This is a genomic window from Faecalibacterium sp. AF28-13AC (assembly GCF_003478405.1).
GTDB lineage: Bacteria > Bacillota > Clostridia > Oscillospirales > Ruminococcaceae > Faecalibacterium > Faecalibacterium prausnitzii_E.
Window position 1 is genome coordinate 33,425 of sequence record NZ_QUFG01000003.1, and the last position, 14,253, is coordinate 47,677.

The 14,253-nt window shown below is 62.2% G+C and carries 12 protein-coding genes; 3 read left to right on the plus strand and 9 right to left on the minus strand.

Translation table 11 applies throughout. The features are described from left to right. Positions 1 to 109 precede the first annotated feature (109 nt). The 3 genes from DWY95_RS04545 to DWY95_RS04555 all read left to right on the plus strand — a co-directional run bounded on the left by DWY95_RS04545 (position 110) and on the right by DWY95_RS04555 (position 3,751). Entirely contained in the window at positions 110 to 1,396 is a 1,287-nt protein-coding gene (locus DWY95_RS04545; protein WP_118552554.1) for a galactokinase family protein, read from the plus strand. Next, positions 1,393 to 2,892: a UDP-glucose--hexose-1-phosphate uridylyltransferase gene (galT, locus tag DWY95_RS04550; protein ID WP_118552555.1), complete on the plus strand. Its 1,500-nt coding sequence runs from the start codon at positions 1,393 to 1,395 to the stop codon at positions 2,890 to 2,892. The genes DWY95_RS04545 and galT overlap by 4 nt, the downstream gene beginning before the upstream one ends. A 91-nt stretch (positions 2,893 to 2,983) precedes the next feature. After that, positions 2,984 to 3,751, plus strand: a complete 768-nt coding sequence (locus DWY95_RS04555) for a copper homeostasis protein CutC (protein ID WP_118552556.1) — start codon at positions 2,984 to 2,986, stop codon at positions 3,749 to 3,751. 53 nt (positions 3,752 to 3,804) lie between these two features. Here the strand turns inward: DWY95_RS04555 and DWY95_RS04560 are convergent, their stop codons facing one another. The 9 genes from DWY95_RS04560 to DWY95_RS04600 form a co-directional block, all read right to left on the minus strand. Beyond that, positions 3,805 to 5,025 (minus strand): U32 family peptidase, encoded by a 1,221-nt coding sequence (locus DWY95_RS04560; protein ID WP_118552557.1) that lies wholly within the window; start codon positions 5,023 to 5,025, stop codon positions 3,805 to 3,807. 96 nt (positions 5,026 to 5,121) lie between these two features. Beyond that, positions 5,122 to 6,258, minus strand: a complete 1,137-nt coding sequence (gene mltG / locus DWY95_RS04565) for an endolytic transglycosylase MltG (protein WP_118552558.1) — start codon at positions 6,256 to 6,258, stop codon at positions 5,122 to 5,124. 13 nt (positions 6,259 to 6,271) lie between these two features. Then, entirely contained in the window at positions 6,272 to 7,084 is an 813-nt protein-coding gene (locus DWY95_RS04570) for a hypothetical protein (protein WP_118552559.1), read from the minus strand. A 62-nt stretch (positions 7,085 to 7,146) separates the two neighbouring features. Beyond that, the gene (locus DWY95_RS04575; RefSeq protein ID WP_118552560.1) at positions 7,147 to 7,821 is read right to left on the minus strand and encodes a deoxynucleoside kinase; all 675 of its coding nucleotides are present in this window, start codon (positions 7,819 to 7,821) and stop codon (positions 7,147 to 7,149) included. Beyond that, positions 7,818 to 8,594 carry an FAD-dependent thymidylate synthase gene (thyX, locus tag DWY95_RS04580; protein ID WP_118552561.1) on the minus strand — a complete coding sequence of 259 codons (777 nt, stop codon included), beginning with the start codon at positions 8,592 to 8,594 and terminating at the stop codon, positions 7,818 to 7,820. The genes DWY95_RS04575 and thyX overlap by 4 nt, the downstream gene beginning before the upstream one ends. A 3-nt stretch (positions 8,595 to 8,597) precedes the next feature. Beyond that, positions 8,598 to 11,240 carry a UvrD-helicase domain-containing protein gene (locus DWY95_RS04585; protein ID WP_118552562.1) on the minus strand — a complete coding sequence of 881 codons (2,643 nt, stop codon included), beginning with the start codon at positions 11,238 to 11,240 and terminating at the stop codon, positions 8,598 to 8,600. 160 nt (positions 11,241 to 11,400) lie between these two features. Beyond that, positions 11,401 to 12,609, minus strand: coding sequence for a sodium ion-translocating decarboxylase subunit beta (locus tag DWY95_RS04590; protein WP_118552563.1), 1,209 nt, complete (start codon positions 12,607 to 12,609; stop codon positions 11,401 to 11,403). A gap of 15 nt (positions 12,610 to 12,624) precedes the next feature. Next, positions 12,625 to 12,981 carry an OadG family protein gene (locus DWY95_RS04595; RefSeq protein WP_097793346.1) on the minus strand — a complete coding sequence of 119 codons (357 nt, stop codon included), beginning with the start codon at positions 12,979 to 12,981 and terminating at the stop codon, positions 12,625 to 12,627. Positions 12,982 to 13,141: 160 nt separating this feature from the next. Further along, positions 13,142 to 14,167: a rod shape-determining protein gene (locus tag DWY95_RS04600; protein ID WP_097793345.1), complete on the minus strand. Its 1,026-nt coding sequence runs from the start codon at positions 14,165 to 14,167 to the stop codon at positions 13,142 to 13,144. Positions 14,168 to 14,253: the final 86 nt, after the last annotated feature.

The following is a 14,253-nucleotide window of genomic DNA, read 5'->3' on the forward strand; positions in this document are numbered from 1 at the left end:
GGTCTTTTGGGCACAGATTCTTTATTATAGGAGTATCGAAAGATCCACCACAGCCCGCCGCATGGGCTGTGACGAAGTTTGCACGATTTGTTCAGAGGAGGAACTCGCCATGATGAAATCCGTTTCTGTCTGGAAGCAGGAGCTGGCAGGCGGCGCCCACACCGAGCGTCTGGCCTCGCTGTACTGCTGCGCCCCCGAACAGACCCCCGCACAGGCAGCCCGCTACGCTGCTGTGCTGGACGGGCTGGAAAAAACGTTTGGTGCCCACACCGAGGCCGGGCTGTACAGTGCCCCCGGCCGCACCGAGATCGGCGGCAACCACACCGACCACCAGCACGGCCGTGTGCTGGCCGGCAGCGTCAACATTGATATGATCGCAGCCGCCGCCCCCAACCGCCTGAACCAGCTGCGCGTCCAGAGCGAGGGCTATGACCTGTGCGTCATCGACCTGGCCGACCTGACGGCCCGCAAGGAAGAGGAAAACACCAGCGCCGCCATCCTGCGCGGCGAGTGCAAGGCCTTCCAGGAGCGCGGAGCCAGCCTCTCCGGTCTGGATGTCTACATCTCCTCCAACGTGCCCAAGGGCAGCGGCGTCTCGTCCTCTGCCGCCTTCGAGGTGCTGATCGGCGTCATCCTGAACGACTGCTTCATGACCGAAAAGGTCTCCCCCATCGCCATTGCCCAGATCGGCCAGTGGGCAGAGAACGTCTACTTCGGCAAGCCCTGCGGCCTGATGGACCAGATGGCTTCCAGCGTCGGCAACATCATCACCATCGACTTTGCCGACCCGGCCCACCCCGTGGTCGAGCCTGTGCAGGTCGATTTCTCCAAGGCCGGCCTCGCGCTCTGCATCCTGGATTCCGGTGCAGACCACGCCGACCTGACCGACGAGTATGCCGCCATCCCGGCCGACTGCCGCGCCGTGGCAGCGGTCTGCGGCGGCGAAGTTTTGCGCGATGTGCCGTTCGAGACCTTCCTTTCCAAACTGCCGGAGTGCCGCAGACAGTGCGGCGACCGCGCCGTTCTGCGCGCTTTCCACGTCTACGCCGACAACGACCGGGTCGCAAAGCAGGTGGACGCCCTCCGCGCGGGCGACTTCGAGACCTTCCTTGCGCTGGTCACCGAGTCCGGTCTGAGCAGCTGGGAGTATCTGCAGAACGTCATCCCCGCCGGGTATAAGGAGCATCAGGAGGTGGCCGTGACCATCGCTGCCGCCAAGCACTTCCTGCACGGCGAGGGCGCAGTCCGCGTCCACGGCGGCGGCTTCGCAGGCACCGTGCAGGCCTTTGTGCCGCTGACCCGGCTCGATTCCTTCAAGGCTGAGATGGAGGCCATCCTCGGCAAGGGCCGCTGCCACATCCTCTCCATCCGCCCGGAAGGAGGCGCTGTCCTGTGATCTCCACTGCCATTCAGCAGCTCGTCAACTATGGTCTGGACACCGGCCTCATCCTGCCGGACGATGCAATCTACATCCGCAACCAGCTGCTCATGACCATGCAGCTGGACAGCTTCACCGAACCGGAGAGCGAAGTCTGCTACAAAGACCTCGAATCCATCCTGAAAACGCTGGTGGACGATGCTGTATCGCGCGGTGTGTGCGCGGACAACTCCACCGCCCGCGACCTCTTTGACACCAAACTCATGGGCGTCCTGACCCCGCGCCCCTCCATCGTCCGCGCCAACTTTGAGGAGCGGTACGAGGAGGAAGGCCCCCAGGCTGCCACCGACTGGTTCTACAAGTTCAGCCAGGACACCGACTACATCCGCCGCTACCGCATCAAGCGGGACCTGAAGTGGGTCACCAAAACGCCTTACGGCGATCTGGACATCACCATCAACCTCTCCAAGCCCGAAAAAGACCCCAAGGCCATCGCCGCCGCCAAGCTGGCCCCCCAGAGCGCCTACCCCAAATGCCAGCTCTGCGTGGAGAACGAGGGCTATGCGGGCCGGATGAACCACCCCGCCCGCGAGAATCACCGCATCATCCCGCTGACCATCAACGACAGCGCGTGGAATCTGCAATACAGCCCCTACGTCTACTACAACGAGCACTGCATCGTGTTCAACAGCCAGCACACCCCCATGAAGATCGAGCGGGCTACTTTCCGTAAGCTGCTGGATTTCGTGGCGCTGTTCCCGCACTACTTCGTGGGCAGCAACGCCGACCTGCCCATCGTGGGCGGCTCCATCCTGAGCCATGACCACTTCCAGGGCGGCCACTACGAGTTCGCCATGGCCAAAGCTCCCATCGAGAAGAGTTGGACCTTCCCCGGCTACGAGGACGTCGAAGCCGGCATCGTCCACTGGCCCATGAGCTGCATCCGCCTGACCTGCGAGGACGACGCCCGTCTGGTGGACCTGGCGGACAAGATCCTGACCGCATGGCGCGGCTACACTGACGAAGCCTGCTTCGTCTACGCCGAGACCGACGGTGAGCCGCACAACACCATCACCCCCATCGCCCGGATGCGGGACGGCAGATTCCAGCTGGACCTCGTGCTCCGCAACAACATCACCACGCCGGAACACCCGCTGGGCGTCTACCACCCCCACGCCAAGCTCCACCACATCAAAAAGGAAAACATCGGCCTCATCGAGGTCATGGGTCTGGCCGTGCTGCCCAGCCGCCTGAAGCAGGAGCTGTTTGATCTGGCCGACCTGCTGATCGCGCATGTGCCCACGGCCGACTACCCCGAAGCCCTGCAAAAACATGCTGCCTGGGCCGAGGAGATCCTCGCCCGGCACCCGGAGCTGAATGCTGATACGGTCCACCTCATCCTGCAGGACGAGGTCGGCCATGTCTTCGCCGAGGTCCTGACCGATGCCGGTGTCTACAAGCTGGACGAAGCAGGCCGTGCAGGCTTCGTGCGCTTCCTCGAATCCGTAAAGTGACCTGTTGTTCCTGAACAAGACCCGTCAGCAGTTTCTGTTGACGGGTCTTGTTGATGGACCATTCCGGCAGCTGTATCAAAGGAGGTTTTTCATGCCCTATACGTTAGAAGTTTGTGTTGACAGCACCGCCAGTGCCCTTGCGGCTCAGCGCGGCGGAGCCGACCGGCTGGAGCTCTGCGCCGACCTCATCGTGGGCGGCACCACCCCCAGCCTTGCGCTGGTGCGGCAGGTCAAGGAGACCACCGGCCTGCCCGTCCGCGCTCTGCTCCGCCCCCGCTTCGGTGATTTCTGCTACGACCGCTGGGAGCTGGCCCAGATGAAAGAATCTGCCGCCGCCCTCGTCGCCGCCGGGGCAGACGGCATCGTCACCGGTGTGCTGACCCCGGACGGTGTGCTGGATGCAGAGGCTCTGCGCCCCATCTACGAGGCCGCCCGCGAAGCCGCCGCCAAAGCGGGCCGCCCCGTTGCACTCACCCTCCACCGCGCCTTTGACGTCTGCCGCGACCCCTTCGCGGCGCTGGACACGGCCTGTGCTCTGGGGCTTTCCACCATTCTGACCAGCGGCCAGGCCGCCAGCGCCCCCGCCGGGGCACCCCTGCTCCGGCAGCTTGTGGACTGCGCCGCCGGGCGCATCGAGATTCTGGTGGGCGCAGGCGTCTCCCCGGCCAACCTCCCTGCACTGGCCAAACAGACCGGTGCGCACAGCTTCCACCTTTCCGGCAAGCAGGTGCTGGACAGCCGGATGACCTTCCGCCGGGAGGGCGTCCCCATGGGCCTGCCTGGCTTCTCCGAGTTCGAGCTGTGGCAGACGAGCGAAGAGACCATCCGGAAGGCGCGCAACGTTCTGGATACGCTCTGACGAAAAAAATCCCGCCAAATGGCGGGATTTTTTTGCTGTATGGAACGGAAACCTCAGACCTTGCGCCGCAGCAGGCTCATGGGGGGCAGTTCCGGGGTGGGGATGGTGTATTTTTCCATCGCATGGGGTGTGGACTCCACCTTCTCCCCTGCCTCGTTCCGGATCCACTCCGGGTGCAGCGGGATGCTGCGGCCGTCCGGGCAGAGCACTTCCAGCGTGTCGCCCAGGCTCCACTTGCCCCGCTGCTGGCAGCTGGCGATGCCGTTCTCCCAGCTGTCCACAGTGCCCACGAACTCCCACTCGCGGATGTAGGTGGCGCTGTCGGTGGCCTGTTTGGCCTGCTCGCGGCCAAAGTAGAAGCCCGGCGAATAGTGGCGGTGGCTGGTGCGGGTCAGCTCGGCCAGCACCTCGTCCGGCAGCTCAAAGTTGTCGTTCATCGGGTCAGCCAGATACTGGTCCAGTGCGCGGCGGTAGGCGGCCGTCACGCTGGCAACGTAGTAGAACGTCTTGGCGCGGCCCTCGATCTTCAGGCTGTCCACGCCCGCCTTGCAGATGAGGTCCAGGAACGGTGCCGTGCACATGTCGTTGGCGTTCAGGATGTAGCTCCCATCCTCGTTCTCGCCGATCTCATACAGCTGGCCGGGGCGGGTCTCCTCGCTCAGGTAGTATTTCCAGCGGCAGGGCTGGGCGCACTGGCCCCGGTTGGAGTCGCGGCCCGTCAGGTAGTTGGACAGCAGGCACCGGCCCGACACGCTCATGCACATGGCACCGTGGACAAAGGCCTCGATCTCCAGTTCCGGCGGGGTCTTATCCCGGATGGTGGCAATGTCCTGCAGCGTCAGCTCACGGGCCAGCACCACCCGTCTGGCTCCCAGGTTGTAGGCCGCACGGGCAGCGGCCCAGTTGGTGATGCCGGTCTGGGTGGACATGTGGACATCAATATCCGGCGCGAACTGCTTGCAGGCTTCCAGCACACCCAGGTCTGCCACGATGAAGGCATCCACGCCCGCTGCGGCCGCGCTCCGGATGGCGTCCGGCAGACGGTCGGCCTCTTCATTGGTGGGCAGGGTGTTCATGGTCAGATAGACCTTGCGGCCGCGGGCATGGGCATAGATGACGCCCTCGGTCAGCTGTTCCGGCGTGAAGTTGGCCGGGGCCGAGCGCATCCCGAATTCGGGCAGGCTGCAATAAACGGCATCTGCACCGTAGTTGATGGCGTAGCGCAGGCGCTCCAAATCGCCCGCGGGGGACAGAAGTTCCGGGATCTGTAACATAATCATTCTCCTAAACGAGCTTACCCTCTCCCAAAGGGAGAGCCCCTGGCCAACCGGTCAACCATTGCGTTTTCCGTCAGCACAAGGGCTTCGCTCTCATTTTTTTGCCGCAAGCGAGCTGTTCACATCCGCTGCCTTCTGGCAGTTGGTCTGATGCTCCGCATAGGTGCGGGCGTAGTAATACTGGCCGCTGAGGTCGGTCACGAAGAAATAGCAGTCCTGGACCTCCGCATCGGGCTGGGGGGCCAGCGCAGCCCGGATGGCAGCCAGACCGGGGTTCGAGATCGGCCCGGCGGGCAGGCCAGTGCAGGTGTAGGTGTCGTAGGCATTGCGGATGTTTTCGGGGATCTTCTCCCAGCCGCCGTACCAGGGGGCCACCCAGTTCCAGAGATAGTTGTTGTCTGCATCGCTCTGAACATAGCTGGACGTGTTGCTCTGCAGCTTGGGGTAGGGCGAGCCTTCTGCCAGACGGTTGCGGAAGACCTGGGCCACATTGTTGTCCTGGTCGTTGCCGGCCTCCTCCTGCACGAAGGAAGCCAGCGTGATGACCTCCGAAAGGCTCAGGCCCTGCTGATCCAGCTCCTTGTACATCGCGTCGGTGAACTGCCGGTCAAAATGCGAATAGAACGTTGCAACGTAGTTGTGCACCGTATCATCCGCGAGGAATTCGTAGGTATCCGGGAAGAGATAGCCCTCACATTTCAGGAAACGGTCTGGGGCATCCGTGTCATCGGGGACATACTGCCAGAACGTGTATTCGCTGAAATCGCCGGTGTTGGCCTCTTCGAGAAACTCCTTTGCGGTGCACAGCCCGGCCTGTTCCATCTTCTGCGCGATGGCGATGGCCGTCGTGCCCTCCGGGAAGGTCAGGCGGACGGAATCTGCTTTGGCATACTCGGAAAGCGCCTCGATGAGCGCATCGTAGGAGCTGCCGGGTTCCAGCGAAAATTCGCCGTACTGAAGCTTCGCCGCCGCGTCTTTGCGGCTGACGTACCACCGGAACAGCTGCGGGAACCGGATGACGCCCGCTTCCTTCAGCTGCCGGGCAATGGTGCTCACACCGCTGCCCTGCGCGATCTCCACGGTCACGGCATCCTGCCGGGTGCCGCCGTCGATCTCGCGCTTTGCCAGCAGGAATGCGCCGCCCGCCGCCGCCAGCATGAGCACCAGCAGCACGAGCAGGATCTTCAGCGCACCGCCTTTTTTGCGGGGTCTTGTATGGTTACTTGCCATCTGCATGTTCCTTTCAGTCCAACATCAGCCGCATATAGCTCTCGCTCACATCAAAGGCTTCGCCCTCGAAGCGGATCATTCCATAATCCTGCCGGGTGCCCTCGCCAAGGAAGAGGTTCTGCGCGGCACCCACGGTGATGACGGCCTTTTCCACAATGACCTCTTTTTCGCGGGCCGCTTCCATCAAAATCTCTGCGGCGCGGTCGCCGGTGGCCATCATCTCCACAAAATAAAGGGTGTCCTCCTTGCGGAAATATATTCCGTAGCCGTTGTCGTTCGAGACGAGGGTGGCCCCGCGGGAGTACAGATCCCCCAGCACCACGGCCATCTGTTCCGGCGGCAGCTGCACGGTGTCGGGCCAGAATCTCGCCCGCAGCTCACAGAGCTTTTTGGCCGTGACGGTATCGAACTCGGCCTGGCTCCACAGGTTGCGGTCTACCTCGCGGGGCAGGCACCGCAGCGGGAAGGCCCACTGGAAGCCCTTATCCTGCAATAGCGCCGCCTGCTCGTTCCCGCTGGGCACAACGACCACGAACCCGGCCCCTTTCAGTTTCTGCTGGGTGCACAGATGGTCTACCAGGCCCGCCAGGATCAGGCTGCCCTGCCCGGTCAGGCCGTACAGGCAGCAGCCGGGCCGCCCCTGCAGCGAGACCGGCACCGCCATGGCCACGGCCTCGATGTGGTCATTTTCCTCCGCTACATAGACATTCTGCTCCCCGGCAAAGCGCTCGATGGCGTTAGCGAGGAAGGTTTCGTCCTCCCCATGTTCGCGCTGCCACAGCGCCAGGATCTCCGCCCGGTCGGACGGCTGCATCAAACGGTACATAAAAACACCTACCTCCTACGCATAGGTATCCCTGCGCCTGCCCGGCACAGGTCGATTGTGCGTTATTCCGCAAGGGCCGCGTCCACCCGTCGGCGGACCTCCTGCCCGATCTCTTCAATGCTGCGCATCCCGTCCCCGCAGGTGCAGGGCACGGTCTGCCAGCCCAGATGCGCGGCGCAGAACTCAGCCGCTCTGCGGCTGCGGGCCAGATACTCCACATCCTTTTCGTGGACGTCCTTTTTGCTCTCGTCGCCGTGGTAGCGCTGGGTCATCAGCTTCTGGCTCACGGCAGGGTCCACCTGTAAATAGATCACGCAGTCCGGTGCGGGCAGCCCCAGCAGATGGAACTCGTAATCGAACAGCCAGTGCAGAAACTGCTCCCATTCTTCCGGCGGCAGCTTCGAGCACTGGTGCACCGCATTGGAGGTGGTGTACCGGTCTGCGATGAGGATGCCGCCCTCTTCGTAGAATCTCCCCCAGTCGGCTTTGTAGCCCGCATAGCGATCCACCGCATAAAAGCTCGATGCTGCGTATGCATTCACGTCATCGGGTCTCGCGCCGAACTGTCCGGCCAGATACATCCGGACCAGCGCGCTCGAATCGCTGGCATAATTCGGGAAGGTGATCTCCCGCACCAGCCTGCCCTCGGCGGCCAGTGCTGCGGCCAGACGCTTGGCCTGGGTGGCCTTGCCGCTGCCGTCCAGCCCTTCCAGCACGATGAGTTTTCCGTGGCTCATACGGGTTCCCCCTTCAAAGCGGCATACTGCGCCCGCACCTCGGTGGTCTTGCCGCAGCACATCCTGCCCTCCGGGCAGGGGCCGGAAACACACGCCGGGCCGGCCGTGCGGAAGAGATGGGGTGCCACCGGGTAGACCAGCCGCAGCATCTCTTCGGCCAGCGCCCGGATCTCCCACTGGGCGCGGCTGCAGCACCGCAGATGGAAGAAGTTCTGCAGGCTACGGGCGTTCATGGTGACGACCATCTTGGTCTCGCAGGCATTGGGCAGCACGAAGCGGGCGTCCTCGTTGGCCTGCTTGGAAGCCTTGGCGCGGGCCTGTTTTTCGGGCATTCCCTCTGCCATCAGACGGGCAGTGTGGCCCTCCTCCAGCTTTTTCACGAGGTCAAGGTAGCGCGCCGCGTCCTCGTTCATGCTGGCGATGAAGGCTTCCTTCGCTTCGGGGATGGCCTCGATCTCCGGCGGGATGACATAACGGAAGTCGTCCAGCCGGACATAGCGCTGGCTCTGCACACTGAACGATGCGATGCGGTGGCGGGTGATCTGGGCCAACAGGGTGCGGCTGACGCCCTCGATGCCAAAGGTGAAGCTGGCATGTTCTATGGGGCTGGCGTGGCCAAGGTCGCTGAGCATGGTCAGGAAACTGGCCGTCTTCTCCTCGGTCAGGCCGTCCAGCAGGTCGGTGATGTGGGCGTCGGAATAGCAGAGCTTCGCCGCCGCAGCCACCACCTTTTCCGGCTCCGGCGTATGCGCGATCAATCGGACTGTCATCATCTGTCATTCCTCCGTTATTTTTGTCAGCGGCGCAAAGTTCGCCATGGTCTTCTTCACGCCGACCTTTTCAAAGTTGATCTCTACGATCTGGTCGCCTGCGGCAGGCTTGACCTTGAGCACCTTGCCGCGGCCAAACACTTTATGCTCCACGATATCCCCCGGCTCGTAGTGTTTCGGGGTGCTGGCGGCAGGCTTTGGCGCCGGTGCCCCGGTGAACTGCACCGGTTTCGCCGGAGCCTTGGGGGCTGCGGCGCGGCCATAACCAGAGCCAAAACCGCCCGAACGACTGTGGCTGTCCACGCTGGCGGACCCGGATGCGCCCCGCCCGGCGTAGTCGGCCCCGAAGCCCCGGCTGCCGCCGTTGTATTCAGCATTCAGGTAGCCGGAGCGGCTGCCGGAACTGGAACCGGAACCGAAACCGGAACGGCTGCGGCCCCAGCCGGAGGCACCGGAGTAACCCGATGCGCCGCCCGGCACGGTATCGCTGTAGGCCGAGCCCCAGCCGCCCAGCTGAGAGCGGCGCTCCAGCGCCGGGCTGCGGGTCTCCTCGATGTACTCCGGCTCGATCTCGCGCAAAAAGCGGCTGGGCTCGTTGCGCTGGGTGCGGCCGTAAAGCATCCGGGTCACGCTGTTGGAGATGTAAAGTTCCTTTTTGGCGCGGGTGATGCCGACATAGGCCAGGCGGCGTTCCTCTTCGAGGTCTGCCTCGGAGTATTTGCTCATCTCGCTGGGGAAGACGCCCTCCTCCATGCCGATGAGGAACACATACGGAAATTCCAACCCCTTGGCCGAGTGGATGGTCATCAGGACCACCTGATCGCTGCTTTCGTTGTAGCTGTCGATGTCGCTGATGAGGGCGATGTCTTCGAGGTAGCCTTCCAGCGTGGCTTCCTCGCCGTGCTGGTCGCAGTAGTTTTTCACGTTATTGACCAGCTGGCCCAGGTTCTGCAGCCGGTCGGCGGCGTCCTCGTGGCCCTTGGCGATCTCCTGTTCGAGCATGGCCTTGTACCCGCTCAGCTCAATGACGTCGGACGCAAATTCATCCAGCGTCCGTGTTTCCAGCGACTCCTGCAATTTCTCGTAGATCTGCCAGAATTTCAGGATCGGCATGATGGAGCGGGCCAGCCGCGCGTACTGGTCGGCGTGGCTGATGATCTCCAGCATACTCGTGTTCTCCTGCGCGGCAAGGTCTGCGATGACCTCGATGGTCGTGTTGCCGATCTTCCGCGCCGGTTCGTTGATGATGCGGCGCAGGCGGACGTCGTCGCGGGCATTGGCCACGATGGACATATAGGAGTGGATGTCCTTGACCTCTTTGCGGTCGTTGAAGCGCTGGCCGCCCACGATCTTATGCGGGATGCCGGCGCGGGTGAAGTAGCTTTCGATGGGGGCCGACTGCGCGTTCATCCGGTAGAGCACCGCGTGGTCTGCCAGATGCCCGCCCTCTTTGAGGTGCTGGCCGATGACATCTGCGATGTGCATGGCCTCATCCTGCTCGTTCTCCGCCGTGTAGACCTGCACCTTGTCGCCCTCACCGTTCTTCGTCCAGAGGGTCTTGCCCTTGCGTTCGGTGTTGTGCTGGATGACGCAGTTGGCGGCGTTCAGGATATTGGAGGTCGAGCGGTAATTCTGCTCCAGACGAATGGTCTTTGTGCCGGGATAGATGCGCTCGAAGTTGAGGATGTTCTCGATGGTGGCACCGCGGAACCGGTAGATGCTCTGGTCATCGTCGCCGACGACGCAGATGTTCTTTTCCGGCCCGGTGAGCAGGCTGACCAGGCGGAACTGTGCCACGCTGGTGTCCTGGTATTCGTCCACGAGCAGATAGCGGTATTTGTTCTGGTAGAACTGCCGCACCTCCTCGTTCCCGGCCAGCAGCTGGACGGTCTGGTAGATGAGGTCATCGAAATCGAACGCACCGGCATCCTTCAGCTTCTTTTCGTAGGCCGCATAGACTTTGGCCGCCAGCGCCCCTTTCGTATCCCGCGCCGGGGTGCGCAGGGCCTCTTCGGGGCTGACGAGCTGGTCCTTCCAGCGGCTCATCTGGTTGATGGCGCTCTTGACCGGGAAGAATTTGTCGTCGATGCTCAGTTCTTTGTACACGCTCTTCATCACGCGCTGGGTGTCGTCGGTGTCGTAGATGGTAAAGCTGCGGGGGTAGCCGATCTCCTCGGCCCAGCGGCGCAGGATGCGCACACAGGCCGAGTGGAAGGTGGAGGCGAACACCTCGTCGCCCTCTTCGCCGCCCAGCATGTTCCGCAGGCGCTCCTTCAGCTCCCCTGCCGCCTTGTTCGTAAAGGTGATCGCCATCACGTTCCAGCTGCGCACCGCATCCTTGCGGAGCATCCCGTCCAGCCAGGAAGGGGCATCGGTGTTCGTCATGATGGCCATCCGTAGCGCCTTGACGTCGTCCTCGGTCACTTCGCGGGGCACCCACTGGGAGCCGTGCGCCGCACCAAAGCGGATGAGGTTCGCGATGCGGTTGACCAGCACGGTCGTCTTGCCGCTTCCGGCGCCTGCCAGGATCAGCAGCGGGCCGTTGGTGGTAAACACAGCCTCCCGCTGCATCGCGTTCAGGCGGCCGAACTGTTTTTCAATGTAGGTATCGCGCAGCGCGCAAAATTCCTGCCTGAGATCAATTGCCATTGTTTCACCTGTTCTTTAAGCTATTTTCCATGAATCACTAAGGTATAGTATATCACATTTCATCCCTATTGCACAGAGTTTCCCGCACAAAAAACCGCCCATCTGCGGCGCAGTGCCGACAGATGGGCGGTTTGGGATCCTCAATTTGCCAAAACAGGGCTTAGCCGAAGATGTTGATCAGAATACCAGCAGCAACGGCGGAACCGATCACGCCAGCGACGTTGGGGCCCATGGCGTGCATCAGCAGGAAGTTGGAGGGGTTCTCGCTCTGGCCGACCTTCTGAGAAACGCGGGCCGCCATCGGAACAGCGGAAACGCCTGCGGAACCGATCAGGGGGTTGACCTGGCCGCCGGTCAGTGCATACATGACCTTGCCGCACAGAACACCGGCTGCGGTGCCGAAGGAGAATGCGATCAGGCCCAGCACGATGATGAACAGGGTGCGGGTGTTCAGGAAGGTGTTGGCAGAGGTGGTGCAGCCAACGGACAGCGCCAGGAAGATGGTGATGATGTTCATCAGCTCATTGCCGGCGGTCTTCTGGATACGATCCACGACACCGGACTCCTTCATCAGGTTGCCCAGCATCAGCATACCGACCAGAACGGCGGCATCCGGAACGATCAGGGAGACGATGATGGTGACCATGATGGGGAAGACGATCTTCTCGGTCTTGGTCACGGTGCGCAGCTGCTTCATCACGACGGTACGCTCTTTCTTGGTGGTCAGAGCCTTCATGATGGGCGGCTGGATGACAGGCACCAGCGCCATGTAGCTGTATGCTGCCACGGCGATGCTGCCCAGCAGCTCCGGTGCCAGACGGGAGGTGACGAAGATCGCGGTCGGGCCGTCTGCACCGCCGATGATGGCGATGGCAGCAGACTGCTTCTGGGTGAAGTCCACCAGGCCGGTGGCTGCCAGCAGGCGGGCACCCATGTAGGTGCCGAAGATGCCGAACTGGGCTGCAGCGCCCAGCAGCAGGCTCTTGGGGTTGGAGATCAGGGGTGCGAAGTCGGTCATGGTGCCGATGCCCAGGAAGATCAGCGGCGGGTAGATGCCCAGCTTGACGCCCATGTAGAGCATATCGGCCAGACCGCCGTTGTTCAGGATCTCGACCCACATCGGGTGCTCCAGACCATCGCCGACGAAATACTGCATGTGGATGATGCCGCTGCCGGGCAGGTTGGCAAGGATCATGCCGAACGCCATGGGCAGCAGGATCAGGGGCTCAAATTCCTTCACAATGGCCAGGTACAGCAAGAAGCAGCCGACGCAAATCATGATTGCGTACAGGTAGCCGCCCGGCTCGCCGAAGCGGGCGAAGCCAGAGCTTTGGAAAATACCGACCAGAGTGCTGATAAACTGTGTCATGTTCTTCCTCCTGTGTTAAAAAGGTGCGGTGGTGTCGTTGACACCGGCCTTGCCCCAGCCATTCTTGCTGCGGCGCACGGCCTTGAGGGTGTACTTTCCGTTGCCCATTGCGTGGATCGCTGCCATGATCGCAGCCACCACATCGCCGGGGATGCCCTCTTCCACCACAGGAGCAGGAGCAGCAGCCTGCTGAACAGGTGCGGCCGGCTTTGCAGCGGGAGCCTTGGGTGCAGCCTTTGCTGCTGCCTTCCTGACATTCATGCCGTCGAAGATCTTGCCCTCCAGCGTGATGATCGCCATCAGCAGGACAAGGATGGCAAACACCAATACGATACCGGTAATGGTGATAACCACATCAGAACCCAGATTCATGTTCTTCCTCCTAGTCATTTATTCTTCTGCGGTCAAAGCGCATGGCTCCGCCCGCAAAAACCGATTTGAAAACATTATACAATATTTTCCGGCCCGATTCAACAACGATGAACAAAAAATATCGCAATTTTTTCCAAACCGTGAAGTACGTCTTTTTCGCTCAGCGGCGGCCGATGCGGGGAGTCGCATCCGTAAAGCCGGTCTCCAGCCGGTCGCGCACACTCAGGCTCATGGCCGTGCCCAGCGCCACACAGTTCACAGGGTCGGGCGAGACCTCCACGTTGACCTTGAGTTCCTGGCTCAGGTACTCCGGCAGGCCGTGCAGCTGGGCACCGCCGCCCGTCAGCACCACGCCGTTGCGGAAGATGTCGCCGGCCAGCTCCGGCGGGGTCTTTTCCAGCACCTGATGGGCCGCCGTGCCGATCTGCTCGCTCAGCATCATGACCGGCTCATACAGGTCGCTGGTGGAGACGTTCACCCGGATGGGCAGGCCGGTCAGCAGGCTGCGGCCCTTGACCTCCATCGTCTCGTTGAAATCGGCCTTCTGAGGGCAGCAGGCCACGTTCTTTTTCAGCTGTTCGGCGGTGCGCTGACCGATGGCGATGCTGAACTTGTTGCGCACATGCTTCAAGATCTCGTCATCGTAGTGGTTGCCCGCCACGCGGACGCTGGTGGCCTTGACCTTGCCGCCCAGGCTCAGCACCGCGATGTCCGTGGTGCCGCCGCCGATGTCGATGATCATCCGGCCGTCGGGCTGGGTGATGTCGATGCCGGAGCCGAGGGCTGCGGCGATGGGCTCATCAATGAGGTAGACCTGACGCGCACCGGCTGCCATGACCGCCTCGACCACGGCGTCGCTCTCGATGCCGGTGATGGCCGCAGGCACACAGACCGCCACGCGGGGCTTGACCATGTGGGAGCTGTACACCTGATTGACGAACCGGCAGATGAGCTCGCGGGTCATGGTGTGGTCGCTGATGACGCCGTCCTTCAGCGGGAAGATCGCGGAAATATAGTTCGGGGTGCGGCCCACCATGGCCAGCGCCTTGTCGCCAACCTCCAGCACCGAGTTCTTGCGGGTATCCACCGCCACCACGCTGGGCTGATTGAGCACCACGCCGGTGCCCTCCTGCGCGATGATGATGGTCGTGGTACCAAGGTCGATACCGATATCATTCTGTGCCATAATACGAAGATCCTTTCTCTGCTTTCCCTGTTCCTATCTGAATGCCGGTCTCCCCGGCCGGGTAATCAAACACATTATAGTATAAC

Excerpts from the sequence above, each read along its gene's own strand:
- DWY95_RS04560 (WP_118552557.1), bottom strand. The coding sequence starts at position 5,025 with ATGTTACAGATCCCGGAACTTCTGTCCCCCGCGGGCGATTTGGAGCGC.
- thyX (WP_118552561.1), bottom strand. The coding sequence starts at position 8,594 with ATGATGACAGTCCGATTGATCGCGCATACGCCGGAGCCGGAAAAGGTG.
- DWY95_RS04570 (WP_118552559.1), bottom strand. The coding sequence starts at position 7,084 with ATGTACCGTTTGATGCAGCCGTCCGACCGGGCGGAGATCCTGGCGCTG.
- DWY95_RS04545 (WP_118552554.1), top strand. The coding sequence starts at position 110 with ATGATGAAATCCGTTTCTGTCTGGAAGCAGGAGCTGGCAGGCGGCGCC.
- DWY95_RS04600 (WP_097793345.1), bottom strand. The coding sequence starts at position 14,167 with ATGGCACAGAATGATATCGGTATCGACCTTGGTACCACGACCATCATC.
- DWY95_RS04585 (WP_118552562.1), bottom strand. The coding sequence starts at position 11,240 with ATGGCAATTGATCTCAGGCAGGAATTTTGCGCGCTGCGCGATACCTAC.
- DWY95_RS04590 (WP_118552563.1), bottom strand. The coding sequence starts at position 12,609 with ATGACACAGTTTATCAGCACTCTGGTCGGTATTTTCCAAAGCTCTGGC.
- mltG (WP_118552558.1), bottom strand. The coding sequence starts at position 6,258 with ATGGCAAGTAACCATACAAGACCCCGCAAAAAAGGCGGTGCGCTGAAG.
- DWY95_RS04595 (WP_097793346.1), bottom strand. The coding sequence starts at position 12,981 with ATGAATCTGGGTTCTGATGTGGTTATCACCATTACCGGTATCGTATTG.
- DWY95_RS04575 (WP_118552560.1), bottom strand. The coding sequence starts at position 7,821 with ATGAGCCACGGAAAACTCATCGTGCTGGAAGGGCTGGACGGCAGCGGC.
- DWY95_RS04555 (WP_118552556.1), top strand. The coding sequence starts at position 2,984 with ATGCCCTATACGTTAGAAGTTTGTGTTGACAGCACCGCCAGTGCCCTT.